13 protein-coding genes are annotated in these 14465 nt (G+C 69.3%); 2 read left to right on the forward strand and 11 right to left on the reverse strand.

Annotated elements, in window-relative coordinates; all coding sequences use genetic code 11:
* Positions 1-21: 21 nt before the first annotated feature.
* Complete coding sequence (kynU, locus tag ACO2Q2_RS10440) at positions 22-1302, forward strand: kynureninase (protein WP_423255703.1); 1281 nt, start codon at positions 22-24, stop codon at positions 1300-1302.
* Positions 1303-1461: 159 nt separating this feature from the next.
* Complete coding sequence (gene ggt / locus ACO2Q2_RS10445) at positions 1462-3234, forward strand: gamma-glutamyltransferase (RefSeq protein ID WP_423255705.1); 1773 nt, start codon at positions 1462-1464, stop codon at positions 3232-3234.
* A 201-nt stretch (positions 3235-3435) separates the two neighbouring features.
* On the opposite strand, the gene ACO2Q2_RS10450 is transcribed toward ggt, so the two are convergent.
* The 11 genes from ACO2Q2_RS10450 to ACO2Q2_RS10500 all read right to left on the reverse strand — a co-directional run bounded on the left by ACO2Q2_RS10450 (position 3436) and on the right by ACO2Q2_RS10500 (position 14463).
* Positions 3436-4701: a glutamate-5-semialdehyde dehydrogenase gene (locus tag ACO2Q2_RS10450; RefSeq protein ID WP_423255706.1), complete on the reverse strand. Its 1266-nt coding sequence runs from the start codon at positions 4699-4701 to the stop codon at positions 3436-3438.
* A gap of 2 nt (positions 4702-4703) precedes the next feature.
* Entirely contained in the window at positions 4704-5882 is a 1179-nt protein-coding gene (gene proB, locus ACO2Q2_RS10455; protein WP_423255707.1) for a glutamate 5-kinase, read from the reverse strand.
* 126 nt (positions 5883-6008) lie between these two features.
* Positions 6009-7139 (reverse strand): glutamate 5-kinase, encoded by a 1131-nt coding sequence (gene proB / locus ACO2Q2_RS10460; RefSeq protein ID WP_423255709.1) that lies wholly within the window; start codon positions 7137-7139, stop codon positions 6009-6011.
* Positions 7132-7347 (reverse strand): hypothetical protein, encoded by a 216-nt coding sequence (locus ACO2Q2_RS10465; protein ID WP_423255710.1) that lies wholly within the window; start codon positions 7345-7347, stop codon positions 7132-7134. Before ACO2Q2_RS10465 ends, proB (ACO2Q2_RS10460) begins: the two co-directional genes overlap by 8 nt.
* A gap of 9 nt (positions 7348-7356) precedes the next feature.
* Positions 7357-8652: an argininosuccinate lyase gene (gene argH / locus ACO2Q2_RS10470; RefSeq protein WP_423255712.1), complete on the reverse strand. Its 1296-nt coding sequence runs from the start codon at positions 8650-8652 to the stop codon at positions 7357-7359.
* Positions 8653-8760: 108 nt separating this feature from the next.
* Entirely contained in the window at positions 8761-9714 is a 954-nt protein-coding gene (argC, locus tag ACO2Q2_RS10475) for an N-acetyl-gamma-glutamyl-phosphate reductase (protein WP_423255713.1), read from the reverse strand.
* 16 nt (positions 9715-9730) lie between these two features.
* The gene (locus ACO2Q2_RS10480) at positions 9731-11062 is read right to left on the reverse strand and encodes an acetylglutamate kinase (RefSeq protein WP_423255714.1); all 1332 of its coding nucleotides are present in this window, start codon (positions 11060-11062) and stop codon (positions 9731-9733) included.
* A gap of 36 nt (positions 11063-11098) precedes the next feature.
* The gene (locus ACO2Q2_RS10485; protein WP_423255715.1) at positions 11099-12304 is read right to left on the reverse strand and encodes an acetylornithine deacetylase; all 1206 of its coding nucleotides are present in this window, start codon (positions 12302-12304) and stop codon (positions 11099-11101) included.
* A gap of 147 nt (positions 12305-12451) precedes the next feature.
* The gene (locus ACO2Q2_RS10490; protein WP_423255717.1) at positions 12452-13690 is read right to left on the reverse strand and encodes an argininosuccinate synthase; all 1239 of its coding nucleotides are present in this window, start codon (positions 13688-13690) and stop codon (positions 12452-12454) included.
* A gap of 48 nt (positions 13691-13738) precedes the next feature.
* Positions 13739-14236, reverse strand: coding sequence for an OsmC family protein (locus ACO2Q2_RS10495; RefSeq protein WP_423255718.1), 498 nt, complete (start codon positions 14234-14236; stop codon positions 13739-13741).
* Positions 14233-14463, reverse strand: a complete 231-nt coding sequence (locus tag ACO2Q2_RS10500) for a hypothetical protein (RefSeq protein WP_423255720.1) — start codon at positions 14461-14463, stop codon at positions 14233-14235. The genes ACO2Q2_RS10495 and ACO2Q2_RS10500 overlap by 4 nt, the downstream gene beginning before the upstream one ends.
* Between the last annotated feature and the right edge of the window lie 2 nt (positions 14464-14465).

Here is a 14465-nt window from a genome sequence, read left to right on the forward strand (position 1 = left end):
CGTTTTTGCCGGAACCGCGTCATGTCCCGAACCTTTGAGGCCACCTCCGCCTGGGCGCAGGCACAGGATGCCGCCGACCCGTTGGCCGGCTTCCGCGACGAGTTCCTGATCCCGCCGCACGAGGGCCGTGACGGCCACTATTTCTGCGGCAACTCGCTGGGCCTGCAGCCGCGCGCGGTGCGCCCTGCACTGAGCGCCGAGCTGGACTACTGGGGCGAGCTGGCGGTGGAAGGCCACTTCAAGGGCCGCGCGCCCTGGCTCAACTACGAGGACTACCTGCGCGACGATCTCGCCGCGCTGGTCGGCGCCAGGCCCATCGAAGTGGTCGCGATGAACACGCTGGGCGTGAACCTGCACCTGATGATGGTGAGCTTCTACCGCCCCAGCGCCCAGCGCCCGGCGATCCTGATCGAGGCCGGCGCGTTTCCCACCGACCGCTACGCGGTGGAGTCGCAGATCCGCTTTCATGGTTTCGATCCGGCCGACGCACTGATCGAGCTGGAGGGTGACGGCCCGCACGGCACGCTGACGATGGAGACGATCGAGCGCGCGCTGGCCGAGCACGGCCAGCGCGTGGCGCTGGTGCTGCTGCCGGGCATCCAGTACCGCACCGGCCAGGCGTTCGACCTCAAGGCGATCACCGCGCTGGCGCATGCGCGCGGCTGCACGGTCGGCTTCGACCTGGCCCACGCCGTGGGCAACCTGCCGCTGGCGCTGCACGACACTGGCGCAGACTTCGCCGTGTGGTGCCACTACAAGTACGTCAACGCCGGCCCCGGCGCGGTCGGCGGCGCGTTCGTGCACGAGCGGCACGCGCAGGCCGAGCTGCCGCGCTTCCACGGCTGGTGGGGCAACCGCCGCGACAACCGCTTCCGGATGGCACCGAGCTTCGATCCCACGCCGGGCGCGGAAGGCTGGCAGCTGTCCAATCCGCCGATCCTGGCGATGGTGCCGCTGCGCATCTCGCTGGAGATCTTCCGCCGCGCCGGCATGGAGCGGCTGCGCACCAAGTCGCTGCGGCTCACCGGCTACCTGGAGTGGCTGGTGAACACGCAGCTGGCCGACCTGCTGCAGATCATCACGCCGGCCGATCCCGCGCAGCGCGGCGCGCAACTGTCGATCCGCGTGCTGGGCGGGCGCGAACGCGGCCGCGCGCTGTTCGACTACCTGGTCGAGCGCGGGATCATCGGCGACTGGCGCGAGCCGGACGTGATCCGCATCTCGCCGGCGCCGCTGTACAACCGCTTCGCCGACTGCCTCGCCTTCGCCGAAGCGGCGCGCGCGTGGAGCGCGGGGCACTGATCCATTCCGGCTGCGGGCATTTGGCGGTTCAGCCGTCCATCGCCCACGGGGCACGGAACCACGCAAGAACGTGCATGGACGCGCAGGCAGGCATGCCATGGCGACGCCGGATACCATCGGAACCGGCCAACCCCTCCCCATCCTCTTTTGGAGTCATCGATGCGACATACCCTTCTCCCCGGCCTGGCGGCCCTGCTGCTCACCGCGCCGCTGGCGGCCTGGGGCCAGTCCGCCAGCGTACAGGACAGCATCCCCAGGCAGGCGCTGGACGCCACAGCCACGCCGACCACGCTCGCGGACCTGTCCCATGCCGTGCCCGTCATCGCCAAGCACGCCATGGTGGTCTCGGCCCAGCACCTCGCCACCCGGGTGGGCCTGGACGTCCTCAAGCGTGGCGGCAACGCCGTGGATGCGGCCGTGGCCGTGGGCTATGCACTAGCCGTGGTGCACCCGTGCTGCGGCAACATCGGCGGCGGCGGCTTCATGCTGATCCACCTCGCCAGCGGCAAGGATGTGTTCCTCGATTTCCGCGAGAAGGCGCCGCTCAAGGCCGGCCCCGCGATCTTCCAGGACGAGCACGGCAACGTGGTACCGGGCAGGAGCACCGGCACCTACCTGGGCGTGGGCGTGCCCGGCACCGTGATGGGCATGGACGAGGCGCTGAAGAAGTACGGCCGCCTCTCGCGCCAGCAGGTGATCGCCCCGGCGATCAGGCTGGCGAAAGAGGGCTACGTGCTGCAGCAGGGCGACGTGAACATCCTCGACCAGCGCACCAGGGATTTCGCCAAGTACCCCAATGTGGCGGCGATCTTCCTCAAGGATGGCAAGCCTTACCGGCCCGGCGACCGGCTGGTGCAGCCGCAGCTGGCCAGGACGCTGGAGGAAATCAGCAAGGGTGGCGCCAAGGCGTTCTACCACGGCGACATCGCGCGCAGGGTCGTCGCCGCCAGCGAGGCCAACGGCGGCCTGCTCTCGATGAAGGACTTCGCCGACTACACCGTGCAATGGGACACGCCGATCCGCTGCGGCTACCGCGGCTACACCGTGGTATCCGACCCGCCGCCCAGCTCCGGCGGCATCACCGTGTGCCAGATCCTCAAGCTGCTCGAACCCTACCCGCTGAAGAACTGGGGCTACGGCTCGGCACGAGCCATGCACTTCACCATCGAGGCCGAGCGCCGCGCGTTCGCCGATCGCAACAACTACCTCGGTGACCCGGCATTCGTGAAGAACCCGATCGACGTGCTGCTCTCGGACAAGCACATCGACCAGCTGCGCTCGACCATCGAGCCGGCCAAGGCCACGCCGTCGACGCAGATCAAGGGCAGCCTCGGCGCCACCGAAGGCACCAACACCACCAGCTACTCGGTGGTGGACAAGGACGGCAATGCGGTGGCGGTGACCTACACCATCAACTACCTGTTCGGCGTGGGTCAGATCGCCGGCGACACCGGCTTCTTCCTCAACAACGAGATGGACGACTTCACCTCCAAGCCCGGCGTGCCGAACACCTTCGGCCTGGTACAGGGCAAGGCGAACCAGGTGGAGGGCGGCAAGCGCCCGCTGAGCTCGATGGCGCCGAGCATCGTGCTGAAGGACGGCAGGCTGTTCATGGTCACCGGCAGCCCCGGCGGCTCGACCATCATCACCACGGTGATGCAGAGCATCACCAACGTGATCGACTACGGCATGAACATGCAGCAGGCGGTGAATGCCCCGCGCATGCACCACCAGTGGTATCCCGACGCCGTGATCGTGGAACCCGGCCTGCTCACCGACGCGGTGAAGAAGGAGCTGGAGGGCATGGGCTACAAGTTCAAGCAGGTGCAGTCCTGGGGCGCCGACGAGGCGATCCTGCGCAGCCCGAAGACCGGCCTGCTGGAAGGCGCCAACGACCGGCGCCGGCCGGCGGGACTGGCCGCCGGCTACTGACCAGAGCCTTCTTGTTTTGTTGTAGGAGCGCACCCTGTGCGCGAATGCTCTTGGCTTTGATGTCTGGCTTTGATGTCTGGCTTTGATGTCTGGCTTTGATGTCGATCAGGAGCAAGAGCGTTCGCGCACAGGGTGCGCTCCTACACGGCGACACATCCCATACGAACGCACTCTGTGCGCTCCTACAAAAACACGACGGGCTCAGCGGCTGCGGCTCTCCGCATGCCGCACCTGCCCTTCCCCGCGCACCACGAAGCGCTCGATGGTGAGCGACTCGGCGCCCATCGGCCCGTAGGCGTGCAGGCGGGTGGTGGAGATGCCGATTTCCGCGCCCAGCCCCAGCTCGCCGCCGTCGGAGAAGCGCGAGGAGGCGTTGACCATCACCACCGCCGAGCGCAGCGCATGGACGAATTGGGCCGCTGTCGCTTCATTGCGCGTAGCGATCACCTCGGTGTGGTCCGAGCCGTAGCGGCGGATGTGGGCGATCGCGTCATCGAGGCTGTCGACCACGCGCACGGCGAGGATCAGGTCGAGGAACTCGGCGGCGTAGTCATCCTCGGTGGCGGGCGTCATCTCGCCGGCCAGCGCGCGGCTGGCCTCGTCGCCGCGCAGCTCCACGCCCCTGGCGCGCAGCGCCTCGACGGCGCGCGGCAGGAAATCCGGCGCGATGTCCTGGTGTACCAGCAGCGTCTCCAGCGCATTGCACACGCCGGTGCGGGTGGTCTTGCCGTCGAGCAGCAGGTCCAGCGCCAGGTCGGGATCGGCCTCGCGGTCCACGTACAGGTGGCACACCCCCTTGTAGTGCTTGATCACCGGCACGCGCGCGTGCTCGGTGACGAAGCGGATCAGCCCCTCGCCGCCGCGCGGGATCGCCAGATCCACGATGTCGCTCAGCTGCAGCAGCTCGACCATCGCCTCGCGGCGCAGGTCGTCCATGATGGTGAGCACCTCGCGCGGCACGCCGTGCCTGTCCATCGCCTCGTGCAGCGCGGCGGCGATCGCGAGGTTGGAGTGCAGCGCCTCGGAGCCGCCGCGCAGGATCACCGCATTGCCGGCCTTCATGCACAGCGCGGCGGCGTCGGCGGTGACGTTGGGGCGCGCCTCGTAGATCATCGCCACCACGCCCAGCGGGATGCGCACGCGTTCGATCGCCAGGCCGTTCGGCCGGGTCTCGCGCCGGGTGACCTGCCCCACCACGTCGGGCAGGTCGGCCACCTCGCGCACCGCGTCGGCGATGGCGGCGACGCGGCCGGCATCGAGCTTGAGGCGGTCCAGCATGGCGCCCTGCACGCCCTTGTCGGCGGCACCGGCCATGTCCTTCGCATTGGCGTCGAGGATGGCCGCGGCATGCGCATCGACCGCGGCGGCCATGTCGCGCAGCAGCGCGCGGCGGGCCTCGGCGTCCAGCATGGCGATCGCCGGGGCGGCGTCGCGGCAGGCCAGGGCCCGGGTTCGGATATCGCTCATGCTCAAAGGTCTCCTGTGGTCAGGTCCAGCTCGCGCACCAGCGCGAGATCGTCGCGATGCACGACGTTCTCGCCGAAGCTGTAGCCAAGCCGGGGCTTGATCTCGCGCGTGTGGCAGCGCGCGATGCGGTTGATTTCGGCGGCGCTGTACTGGCTGATGCCGCGGGCGAAGGACTGCAGCGAGCCGTTTTCGCCGGGACCGACGATCTCCACCATGTCGCCGCGCTGGAACTCGCCCTCGGCGGCGAGGATGCCCTTGGGCAGCAGCGAGGCGCCGCCATCGTTCAGCGCACGCATCGCGCCGGCATCCACTTCGATGTGGCCGGGTACCGCCGGCACGTGGCGCAGCCAGTACTTGCGCGCCTGCAGGCGGGTGGCCCGGGTGCGCAGCAAGGTGCCGTGCAGCAGGTCGCGCGAGAGCAGGCTCACCACCTCGCTGTCGCGGCCGTTGAAGAGGATCGTCTCGATGCCCGCGGCGGCGGCCTTCTCGGCCGCCTCCAGCTTGGTGCGCATGCCGCCGGTACCCACGGCGCTGCCGGCCGCGCCGGCCATCGCCATGATCTCGGGGGTGAGCTCGGCCACTTCGTTGACCGGCTCGGCGTCGGGGTGGCTGCGCGGATCGGCGGTGTACAGGCCGTCGATGTCGGTGGCGATCAGCAGCAGGTCGGCATCGACCAGCGCGGCGATGATCGCGGCGAGGTTGTCGTTGTCGCCCAGGGTGAGCTCGTCCACCGCCACGGTGTCGTTCTCGTTCACCACCGGCATCACGCGATGGCGCAGCAGCTCGCCCAGCGTGGCGCGCGCGTTGAGATAGCGGCGGCGGTTGCGCAGGTCGTCGTGGGTCAGCAGCACCTGCGCCAGCGGGATGTCGAGCAGGCGCTGCCACAGGCCCACCGTCTGCGTCTGGCCCAGCGCCGCCATCGCCTGGCGCGCGGCATGGCTGGCGTCTTCCTCGCCGGCGTGGTCCTTCAGCACCACGCGACCCGCGGCCACCGCACCGGAGGACACCAGCACGATCTCGCGCCCGGAGGCGTGGCACGCGGCGATGAACTGCGCCAGCCCCAGCGCATAGCGGGTGCTGAGTCCGCCGCCGTCGGCGGCGATCAGGCTGCTTCCCACCTTCAGCACGGCCCGGCGCCACGGCGGCACCGACTGCTGTCGAAAGGCCCTGAGTTGGGTCATTTCCCCGACGTCCTCGACTTGCTGCAACCGTACAATGGTCTGGGCAGCTTCCGGCATTTCAACCCCCGCGCGGGAAATCCGTCGCCGGATGCGCCGGAACGAAAGACGTATGGACGTCCAAACGATTCACGATGCGAGCACCGCCAGGTCGTCGCGATGGATGATCGCCGGACCATAGCTGTAGCCGAGCACGCCTTCGATGTCGCGACTGTGGCGACCGGCCAGCCGCCGCACGTCCACCACGCCGTACTGGCACAGGCCGCGCGCCACCACGCGCCCGGAAGGATCGGCCACCTCCACCAGGTCGCCGCGATGGAAGTCGCCTGCCGCCCCGACCACGCCACCGGGCAGCAGCGAGGCGCGACCGGCGGCGAGCGCGGCCGCCGCGCCGGCGTCCACGCGGATGCGCAGGCCCTCGCACGGCGCATGCAGCAGCCAGTACTTGCGCGCCTGCATGCGGCTCTGCCCCGGCGTGAACAACGTGCCGCGCAGCCGGCCCTCGCCCAGCGCCTGCACCGTGGCCGCGTCGCGCCCGTTGAACAGCGCCGTGGCGATGCCGGCCGCGGCCGCCTTCTGCGCCGCCTGCAGCTTGGTGCGCATGCCGCCGGTGCCGACCGCGCTGCCGCTGCCGCCGGCCATCGCCAGCACCTCCGGGGTGATCTGGGCCACATGCGGGATCGGCGCCGCCGCCGGGTCGCGACGCGGGTCGGCGCGGTACAGCGCGTCGATGTCCGAGGCGATCAGCAGCAGGTCGGCATCGACCAGCGCGGCGACGATGGCGGCGAGGTTGTCGTTGTCGCCCAGCTTGAGTTCGTCCACCGCCACCGTGTCGTTCTCGTTGATCACCGGCAGCACCTCGACCGCCAGCAGCTGGCGCAGCGTGGCGCGGGCGTTGAGGTAGCGACGGCGGTTGCGCAGGTCGTCGTGGGTGAGCAGCACCTGCGCCACGGCCCGGCTCGACAGCGACTGCCACAACGCGACCATCGGCGCCTGGCCCAGCGCGGCCAGCGCCTGGCGTTCGGCCAGGTTGCCCACCGCCGACGGGCGCGCGCGCAGCAGGGCGCGCCCGGCCGCCACCGCGCCGGATGACACCAGCACCACCTCCCGACCCTGCGCCTGGCTGTCGGCGATGAAGGCCGCCAGCGCCTGCGCGTAGTCCGCAGTGAGGCCGCCGCCATCGGCCGCCAGCAGGTTGCTGCCGACCTTGAGCACTGCACGCCGCCACGCGGGCAGCGGCTGGAACGCGAGCTCAGCCATCGACCGCCTCGCGATCGCCGTGGCTGTGCGGCGAGGACGCCGCGAGGAAGCGCAGCTCCGCGCCGGCATCGTTGCGCATCGGGTGCGCGGCACCGGGCGGCATGCGCTCCTCGATCACGCCGGGGTCGTCGCCTTCCGGCAAATGCCAGCCGTCGCACGGCCGGCCCCGGACGACATGCGCTGCGTTGGCGATGCTGACGGTGGCCATGGCGTCACTTCACCGGCCGAGTGCGGCGAGCCGCGCATGCAGCTCGTCCAGCCGCAGGGCGTTGCCCGCGCCGGGCGAGGTGCGCGCGGCGAGGCTGGCCTCGGGCGTGCGGCCCGTGCCGGCGGATGCGGCGGTTTCGGCGGCGGCGCGGTAGGCGTCGCGGAACGGCACGCCGGCGGCGGCCTGTTCGATCGCCACGTCGGTGGCGTACATCGCCGGCTCGATCGCCGCGCGCATCGTCGCCTCGTTCCACTGCATCTGCGCCAGCAGGCCCGGCAGCAGCTCCAGCGCCATCAGGCCGTGGCGCACGCCGTGGAAGATCGAGCCCTTGGAGAACTGCAGGTCGCGCTGGTAACCCGACGGCAGCGACAGCAACTGCTCGATCTCGCAGCGCGCGGCCGCCACGCTGGCGTAGCTGGCGCGCAGCAGTTCCACCACGTCGGGATTGCGCTTGTTCGGCATGATCGAACTGCCGGTGGTGTACTGCGCCGGCAGCGCCACGAAGCCGAATTCGGCGGTGGTGAACAGCGACAGGTCCCAGGCCAGCCGGCGCAGGTCGAGCATGGCGCTGGCGATCGCCTCCAGCACCGCCATCTCGAACTTGCCGCGCGAGAGCTGGGCGTAGATCGGCGACACCTGCATGCGCGCAAAGCCCAGCGCGCGCGTGGTGTGCTCGCGGTCCAGCGGCAGGTTGACGCCGTAGCCGGCGGCGGTGCCGAGCGGGTTGGCGTCGATCCAGTCGCGCGTCTGCCGCACGCGCAGCGCGTTGTCGATGAAGCCCTCGGCGAAACCGGCGAACCACATCGCGGTGGACGACACCACCGCCCGCTGCAGGTGGGTGTAGCCGGGCAGCGGCAGCGCCGGCTGTGCGGCGCGTTCCAGGCAGATCTCGGCCACCGCGCGGCAGTGCGCCTCCAGCTCGACCAGCTTGTCCTTCAGCCACAGCCGTGTGGCGACGAGGATCTGGTCGTTGCGGCTGCGCCCGGTGTGCACGCGGCGACCGGCGTCACCCAGGCGCTCGGTGAGGCGCGCCTCGATGGCGGAATGGCCGTCTTCGTAGCGCTCGTCCAGCACGAACGCACCGCAGCGGAAATCCTCGGCCAGCACGTCCAGCTCGCGCTTGAGCGCGGCGGCCTCGTCGACGCTGACCACGCCGATGTTCGCCAGCCCTTCCACGTGCGCCTTGCTGGCGGTGATGTCGTGCAGGAAGAACTCGCGGTCGAGGATCACGTCGTCACCGGCCAGGAACTGCATGATGCGCTGGTCGATCTGGATGCCGGATTTTTGCCAGAGGGGTTGGGTCATGAGGGTCTACCTATGGTCTGGGTAGGAGCGCACCCTGTGCGCGAATGCTCTTGCTCCTGATCGACATCAAAGCCAAGAGCGTTCGCGCACAGGGTGCGCTCCTACCGGTCAGTGCGGGATGGCGGTGAGCTCATCCATCCCGATTGCCCGGTTGATGTTCTGCAGCGCCTGGGTCGCCGCACCCTTGAGCAGGTTGTCCAGCGTGGTCACCACCACCACGCGCTTGCCGTCGGCGGAGACGGCGAAGCCGCCGATGTCGACATGGTGCCTGCCGGCGACCGCACTCACCCACGGCGCGTCATCCACCACCTGCACCAGCGGCTCGGCGTCGTAGGCGTGGTGGAAGCGCTGCATCACCTCCTCGCGGCTCATCCTGCGGGCGAGGTAGAGGTTGCTGGTGACAGTGAGGCCGCGGAAATGCGGCGCCACGTGCGGCAGGAACTCCACCGGCACGCCGAGGTGGCGGCTGGCCTCCTTTTCGTGGGTGTGGCCGGTGAGCGAGTACGGCATCAGGTTGTCGCGCAGCTTGTCGGGATTGTTCTTGTCCGACGGCGTGGTGCCGGCGCCGGAGTAGCCGGACACGCCGAAGCACACCGGCGGCGCGGCCAGCATGTCCTTGAGCGGCGCGAGGGCGAGCTGAATCGCGGTGGCGTAGCAGCCCGGATTGCTGATCTTCTTCTCGCCGCGCCATTTCCCGCGCGTGAGCTCGGGCAGGCCGTAGTACCAGTTGCTGTCGAAACGGTAGTCGGCGGACAGGTCGACGATCAGCGTGTCGGGCCTGGCCTGGTCGATCGCCTCGACATAGGGTGCCGCCTTGCCGTTGGGCAAGGCCAGCACCACCACGTCGGCGCCCTGCGCGGCCACCGCGTCGGCGTCGAGGCTGGCATAACGCAGCTCGCCGGCGTAGCCGTCCACATGGTCGGCCACGCGCTGGCCGTCGAGTTCGCGCGAGGAGACGAAGGCCAGTTCCAGCGCGGGATGGGCGGCGACCAGGCGGATCAGCTCCGCGCCGGTGTGGCCGCGGGCGCCGACGATGCCAAGGGTTTTGCGTGCTGATGTCATGTCATGGCTCATGGGATCAGTCGACCAGCGTGGGCTGGCGGGTGGCGCAGTGGGCGACGCAGCGCTCGATGGTGGCGAAGCCGTCCAGCCCGTACCAGAACACCTTCCAGCGCTCCTGCTTGAAGCAGCCGTCGGACTCGGCGTAGTAGAACGGATTGACCGGATTGCCGTGGCGCGAGCGCCAGAACAGCCGCGGATGCTGTTCGCGCATCACCTGCCACACGGCGCGGCCGAGGCCCTCGCCCTGCGCCTCGTCGAGCACGGCGAACTTGTCGAGGTAGGGCAGGCCCTGCTTTCCATCGACCTGTTCGAGGGTGAGGATCATCGCCGCGCGGTAGTTCTCGCTCACGTAGACGCGATACGGCGTGGTGCGCTCGAAATAATCCGGCACCACCCTGCGGCCGAAGCTGGACTCGATCAGCTCGCGCAGTCGCGGCTGGTCCACGCCCTGCCAGCTGTCGAAGTCGAGCACCTTCTCGCCGCGGCGCACCAGCGTGCCCGAGCCCTTGTGGGTGAACAGCTCCTTGGCCAGCTCGGACGGCCGGGTGATCGACACCGAGGACGATAGCGGCAGCTTGTCCAGGAGGTCGGCGATCTGCTCGATCTTCACCCGCATGCCGCCGTTGATCCACGGTTGCGCCATCAGGTGGTCGAACTCGGTGGACAGGTTGATCGAGTCGATCAGCTTGCCCTGGTCGTCGAGCAGACCCCCAGTGCCGGTGAGGAAGACGATCTTGTATGGCTGCAGCACGCGCACCAGCTCGTTGGCGGCGAAATCGGCGTTGATGTTGAGGAACTGGCCCTCGTCGGTCTCGCCCAGGCTGGCGATCACCGGGATGGAACCGGCGCGCAGGCTGGCCTCGATCGGCGCCAGGTTGATGCTGTCGACCTTGCCGACCATGCCGTAGGTATCGCGGTCCAGGAAGCTGGCCATGAACACGCCCGAGGGCACCGAGGTGGCGCGCGTGTCCATCGACTGCAGCGCCTCCACCAGCTTGAGGTTCTGCTGCTGGAACACGCGGCGCACGATGCCCAGCGCCTTCGGGCTGGTCACCCGCAGGCCGCCCACGGTCCGCTTCTCGATGCCGGCGGCGGACAGCTCCTCGTCCAGCTGCGGGCCGGCGCCGTGCAGCACGATGGGGGTGAGGCCGACCTGCTGCAGGAAGGTGAGCGAGGAGGTGAGGTCGTGCAGCTCGTCGCGCAGCACCGCGCCGCCCACCTTCACCACCGCGAAGCGGCTGGCGTCGAGCTGCGAGAAGCGCTTGAGGTATTGCTGGATCTCCTTCGCGCTGCCCATGGCCGAGAGCAGGCGAACGATGGTCTTGCGGGTGTGGGAACCGGTGGTCATGGCGTCAGTCGTTGGGGTGCTGGAAATCGCCGCGCCTCACGCGTTGCCGCGGGCGACGAGGCGATGGATGGTGGTGGCGTAATGCTGCAGCTGGTCGAGCGCCACCCACTCGTCGGCGGTGTGCGCCTGGGCGATGTCGCCGGGGCCATAGACGAACGCGGTATAGCCGGCGGCGGAAAACAGTGCCGCCTCGGTCCAGAAGTCCACCGCGTTGCCGACCGGGATCTCCAGCTCGTCGGCCAGGTCGCGCGCGGCCAGCCGGCGTGCCTCGGCGGTGGCGGTGTCGCCGGCCGGCAGCGAGTCGCCACGGAAGGTCTCGGTGAACTCGGCGGGCGCCGGCTCGACCAGGGTACGCAGGGTCTCCAGCATGCGCTCCGGGTCCATCGTCGGCAGCGGCCGGAAGCCGAAGCGCACCTCGGTGGTCGGCGCGATCATGTTGGCCTTGATGCCACCCTCGATGCGGCCGATGTTGAAGCGCAGCCCGGTCAGGCCGCCGAAGCGCTCGTGCGACTGCGCCGCGGCGAAATCCAGCGCCGCATCACCCCAGCGCACCGCCTGGTGCAGCGCGCTGTCGCTGGGCTTCTGCTCACCCGAGGCATGGCCGGCGTGGCCGGCAAAGCGCATCAGCACCGAATGGATGCCGCGGTGGGCCAGTACAGCTTCGCCCTTGGTCGGCTCAGCCACGATCACCGCGTCGTAGCGATAACCCCTCTCCCCCCGGGAGAGGGGTTGGGGTGAGGGTCCGGTGTCACCGGTGATGCCCGCTCCGACCGGACCCTCACCCCGGCCCTCTCCCAGCGGGAGAGGGGGGAGGGCCTTGAGAAAACCGGCGATGCAGCGCGCATCGTTGGCCTCCTCGTCGGTGGAGAACAGCATCGCCATCGGGCCGTCGGTGACTTGGGCCACCGCGATCAAGGCCGCCGCGGCGCCCTTGATGTCGCAGGCGCCCAGACCGGTGGCGCGATCCGCGGTAACGCGAAGCACGTGCGGATCGGCGCTCCAGTGCGGCGAGTCGGGCACCGTGTCCAGGTGCACGTTGAACAGCCGCTTCGGCGCACCGCGTACCGCATGCAGGGTGACCGCACCGGCACCGTAGTCGGTGACGGTCACCTCGAAACCCGGCAACTGCGCGCGCAGGTAGTCGAAGATGCCGCCGGTGCCGATTTCGCGCGGCGGATTGCGCGTGTCGAAACCGACCAGCGCGTGCAGGTGGCGGAGCGTGTCGTCGAGGAGGCGGTTCATGGAGTGGCCTTTGGAGGTACCGAGGCAAGGTTTGGAATGATCAAGAGCAGAAGACGCTGGATCCCGGCTTTCGCCGGGATGACGGTTCTGCAGGTTCGTCATCCCGGCGAAAGCCGGGATCCAGTGCCTTTTATCGCAAGGGCCACATCACTCCCGATTCACCTCGGCCCACAGCGTCGAGCTCATGCCGAACAGCTTGATGAAGCCTTCGGCCTCCTCCACGCCCCAGTCGGCCGACTGTGCGTAGGTGGCGCCCTTGGCGTTGAGGATGTGCGGCGAGCGCACCTCGACCGCGGTGACCTGCGCGCCGGTGGTTTCCAGCACCACCTCGCCGTTGACGCAGGCCTGGCTGGAGGCGAGGAAGGCTTCCAGGTCGGTCTTGATCGGATCATGGAAGAAGCCTTCGTAGACCACCTCGACCCACTTGCGCGCCACCTCCGGCTTGAAGCGGTTCTGCTGCTTGGTCAGCACCGCCTCTTCCAGCGCGCGGTGGGCGGCCAGCAGCGAGACCAGGCCCGGCGCTTCGTACACGATGCGGCCCTTCAGGCCGATGGTGGTGTCGCCGGTGTACATGCCGCGGCCCACGCCGTAGGGTGCGAACAGCGCATTGAGTTTTGCCAGGATCGCCGCGCCGGGCAGCTTCTCGCCGTTGAGCGACACCGCCTCGCCCTGCTCGAAGCCGAGCGTCACGGTCAGCTTTTCGGACGGCCATTCGGCGCGCGGCCTGCACCAGCCGCGGGCGCCCTCGCCCGGCGCCTTCCAGTGGTCGATCTCGCCGCCGGACAGGGTCACGCCGAGCAGGTTCTCGTTGATGGTGTAGCTCTTCTGCTTGGCCTTCACCTCGAAGCCGCGCTCTTCCAGGTAGGCCTGCTCGTAGGCGCGCGTCTGGGTGTGCTCCTTCTGGATCTCGCGGATCGGCGCCACGATCTGGTAGTCGCCCAGCGCCTTCACCGCCAGGTCGAAGCGCACCTGGTCGTTGCCCATGCCGGTGCAGCCGTGGGCGATCGCCCGGGTGCCCAGTTCTTTCGCCCGTGCGATGGCGGCGTCGACGATCAGGTAGCGGTCGGACACCAGCAGCGGATACTGGCCCTGGTAGCCCTCGCCGGCCCACACGAAGGGCTTGACGAAGCCGTTCCAGATGGCCGGGCCACCGTCCACCGTCTGGTGGCTGGCCACGCCGAGCTCTTTCGCGCGCGCCTCGATGTAGGCGCGCTCCTCGGCATCCACGCCGCCGGTGTCGGCGAACACGGTGTGCACGGCCCAGCCGCGCTCTTTCAGGTACGGGACGCAGAAGCTGGTGTCGAGGCCGCCGGAAAAGGCGAGCACTATGGAGCCGGGATTCGGGATTCGGGATTGGGGATTCGGGGAGGTGGGCTGAGGCGACATGGGAGGTTCCTGTGGAAATGAAAGTGTGCGGTATGCGGCTTTTTGCTTTTACGAATCTCGAATCCCGTCTCCCGAATCCCGCGCCACGACAGTGGCAGGCACACAACGCACCGGGAAATTCACGGAATTGGCGATGAAGCAGGCGTGGTGCGCGGCCTCGTGCGCGGCCTCGGCCTTGGCCGGATCGCTGGCGGCGGTGATGGTGACGACGGGACGCAGCACCACTTCGGTGAAGCGGCCGCCGTCGCCCTCGGTCACCATCGTGCCCTCGGCCGCATCGCGGTAGTCGGTCACCACCACGCCGGCGACGGTCGCCATGTGCAGGTACGAGAGCATGTGGCAGGTGGACAGCGCGGCCACCAGCATGTCCTCCGGATTGTGCCGGGTGGCGTCGCCGCGGAAGGCGGGATCGGCCGAACCGGCGAGCTCCGGCTTGCCGGGCACGCGGATCACGTGGTTGCGACTGTAGTTGCGGTAGCCGTCGGTGCCGCTGCCGCGGTTGCCGGTCCAGACCACGTCGACGCGATAGCGGTGCGGGCGGTTCATGCGCGGCCTTCCTCCTGCGCCTGCATCAGCGCGGCCAGCGCCAGGTCGTCGCCCTGCGCGCGGCGGGTCAGGCCGGCGATCACGCCGGTGCGGTTCGCTGCCGGATGGTTCTGGCTGAGCTTGAACTTGCCCTCGATGCGCTCGATCGCGATCTCGAACGGATGCGCATCGATCAGCCCGTGCAGGGCGTCCTCGCGCGTCTCGACGAAATGCCTGGGCTGGTACATGG

The sequence above is a fragment of the Dyella sp. KRB-257 genome, assembly GCF_049445995.1.
Classification (GTDB): domain Bacteria; phylum Pseudomonadota; class Gammaproteobacteria; order Xanthomonadales; family Rhodanobacteraceae; genus Dyella_A.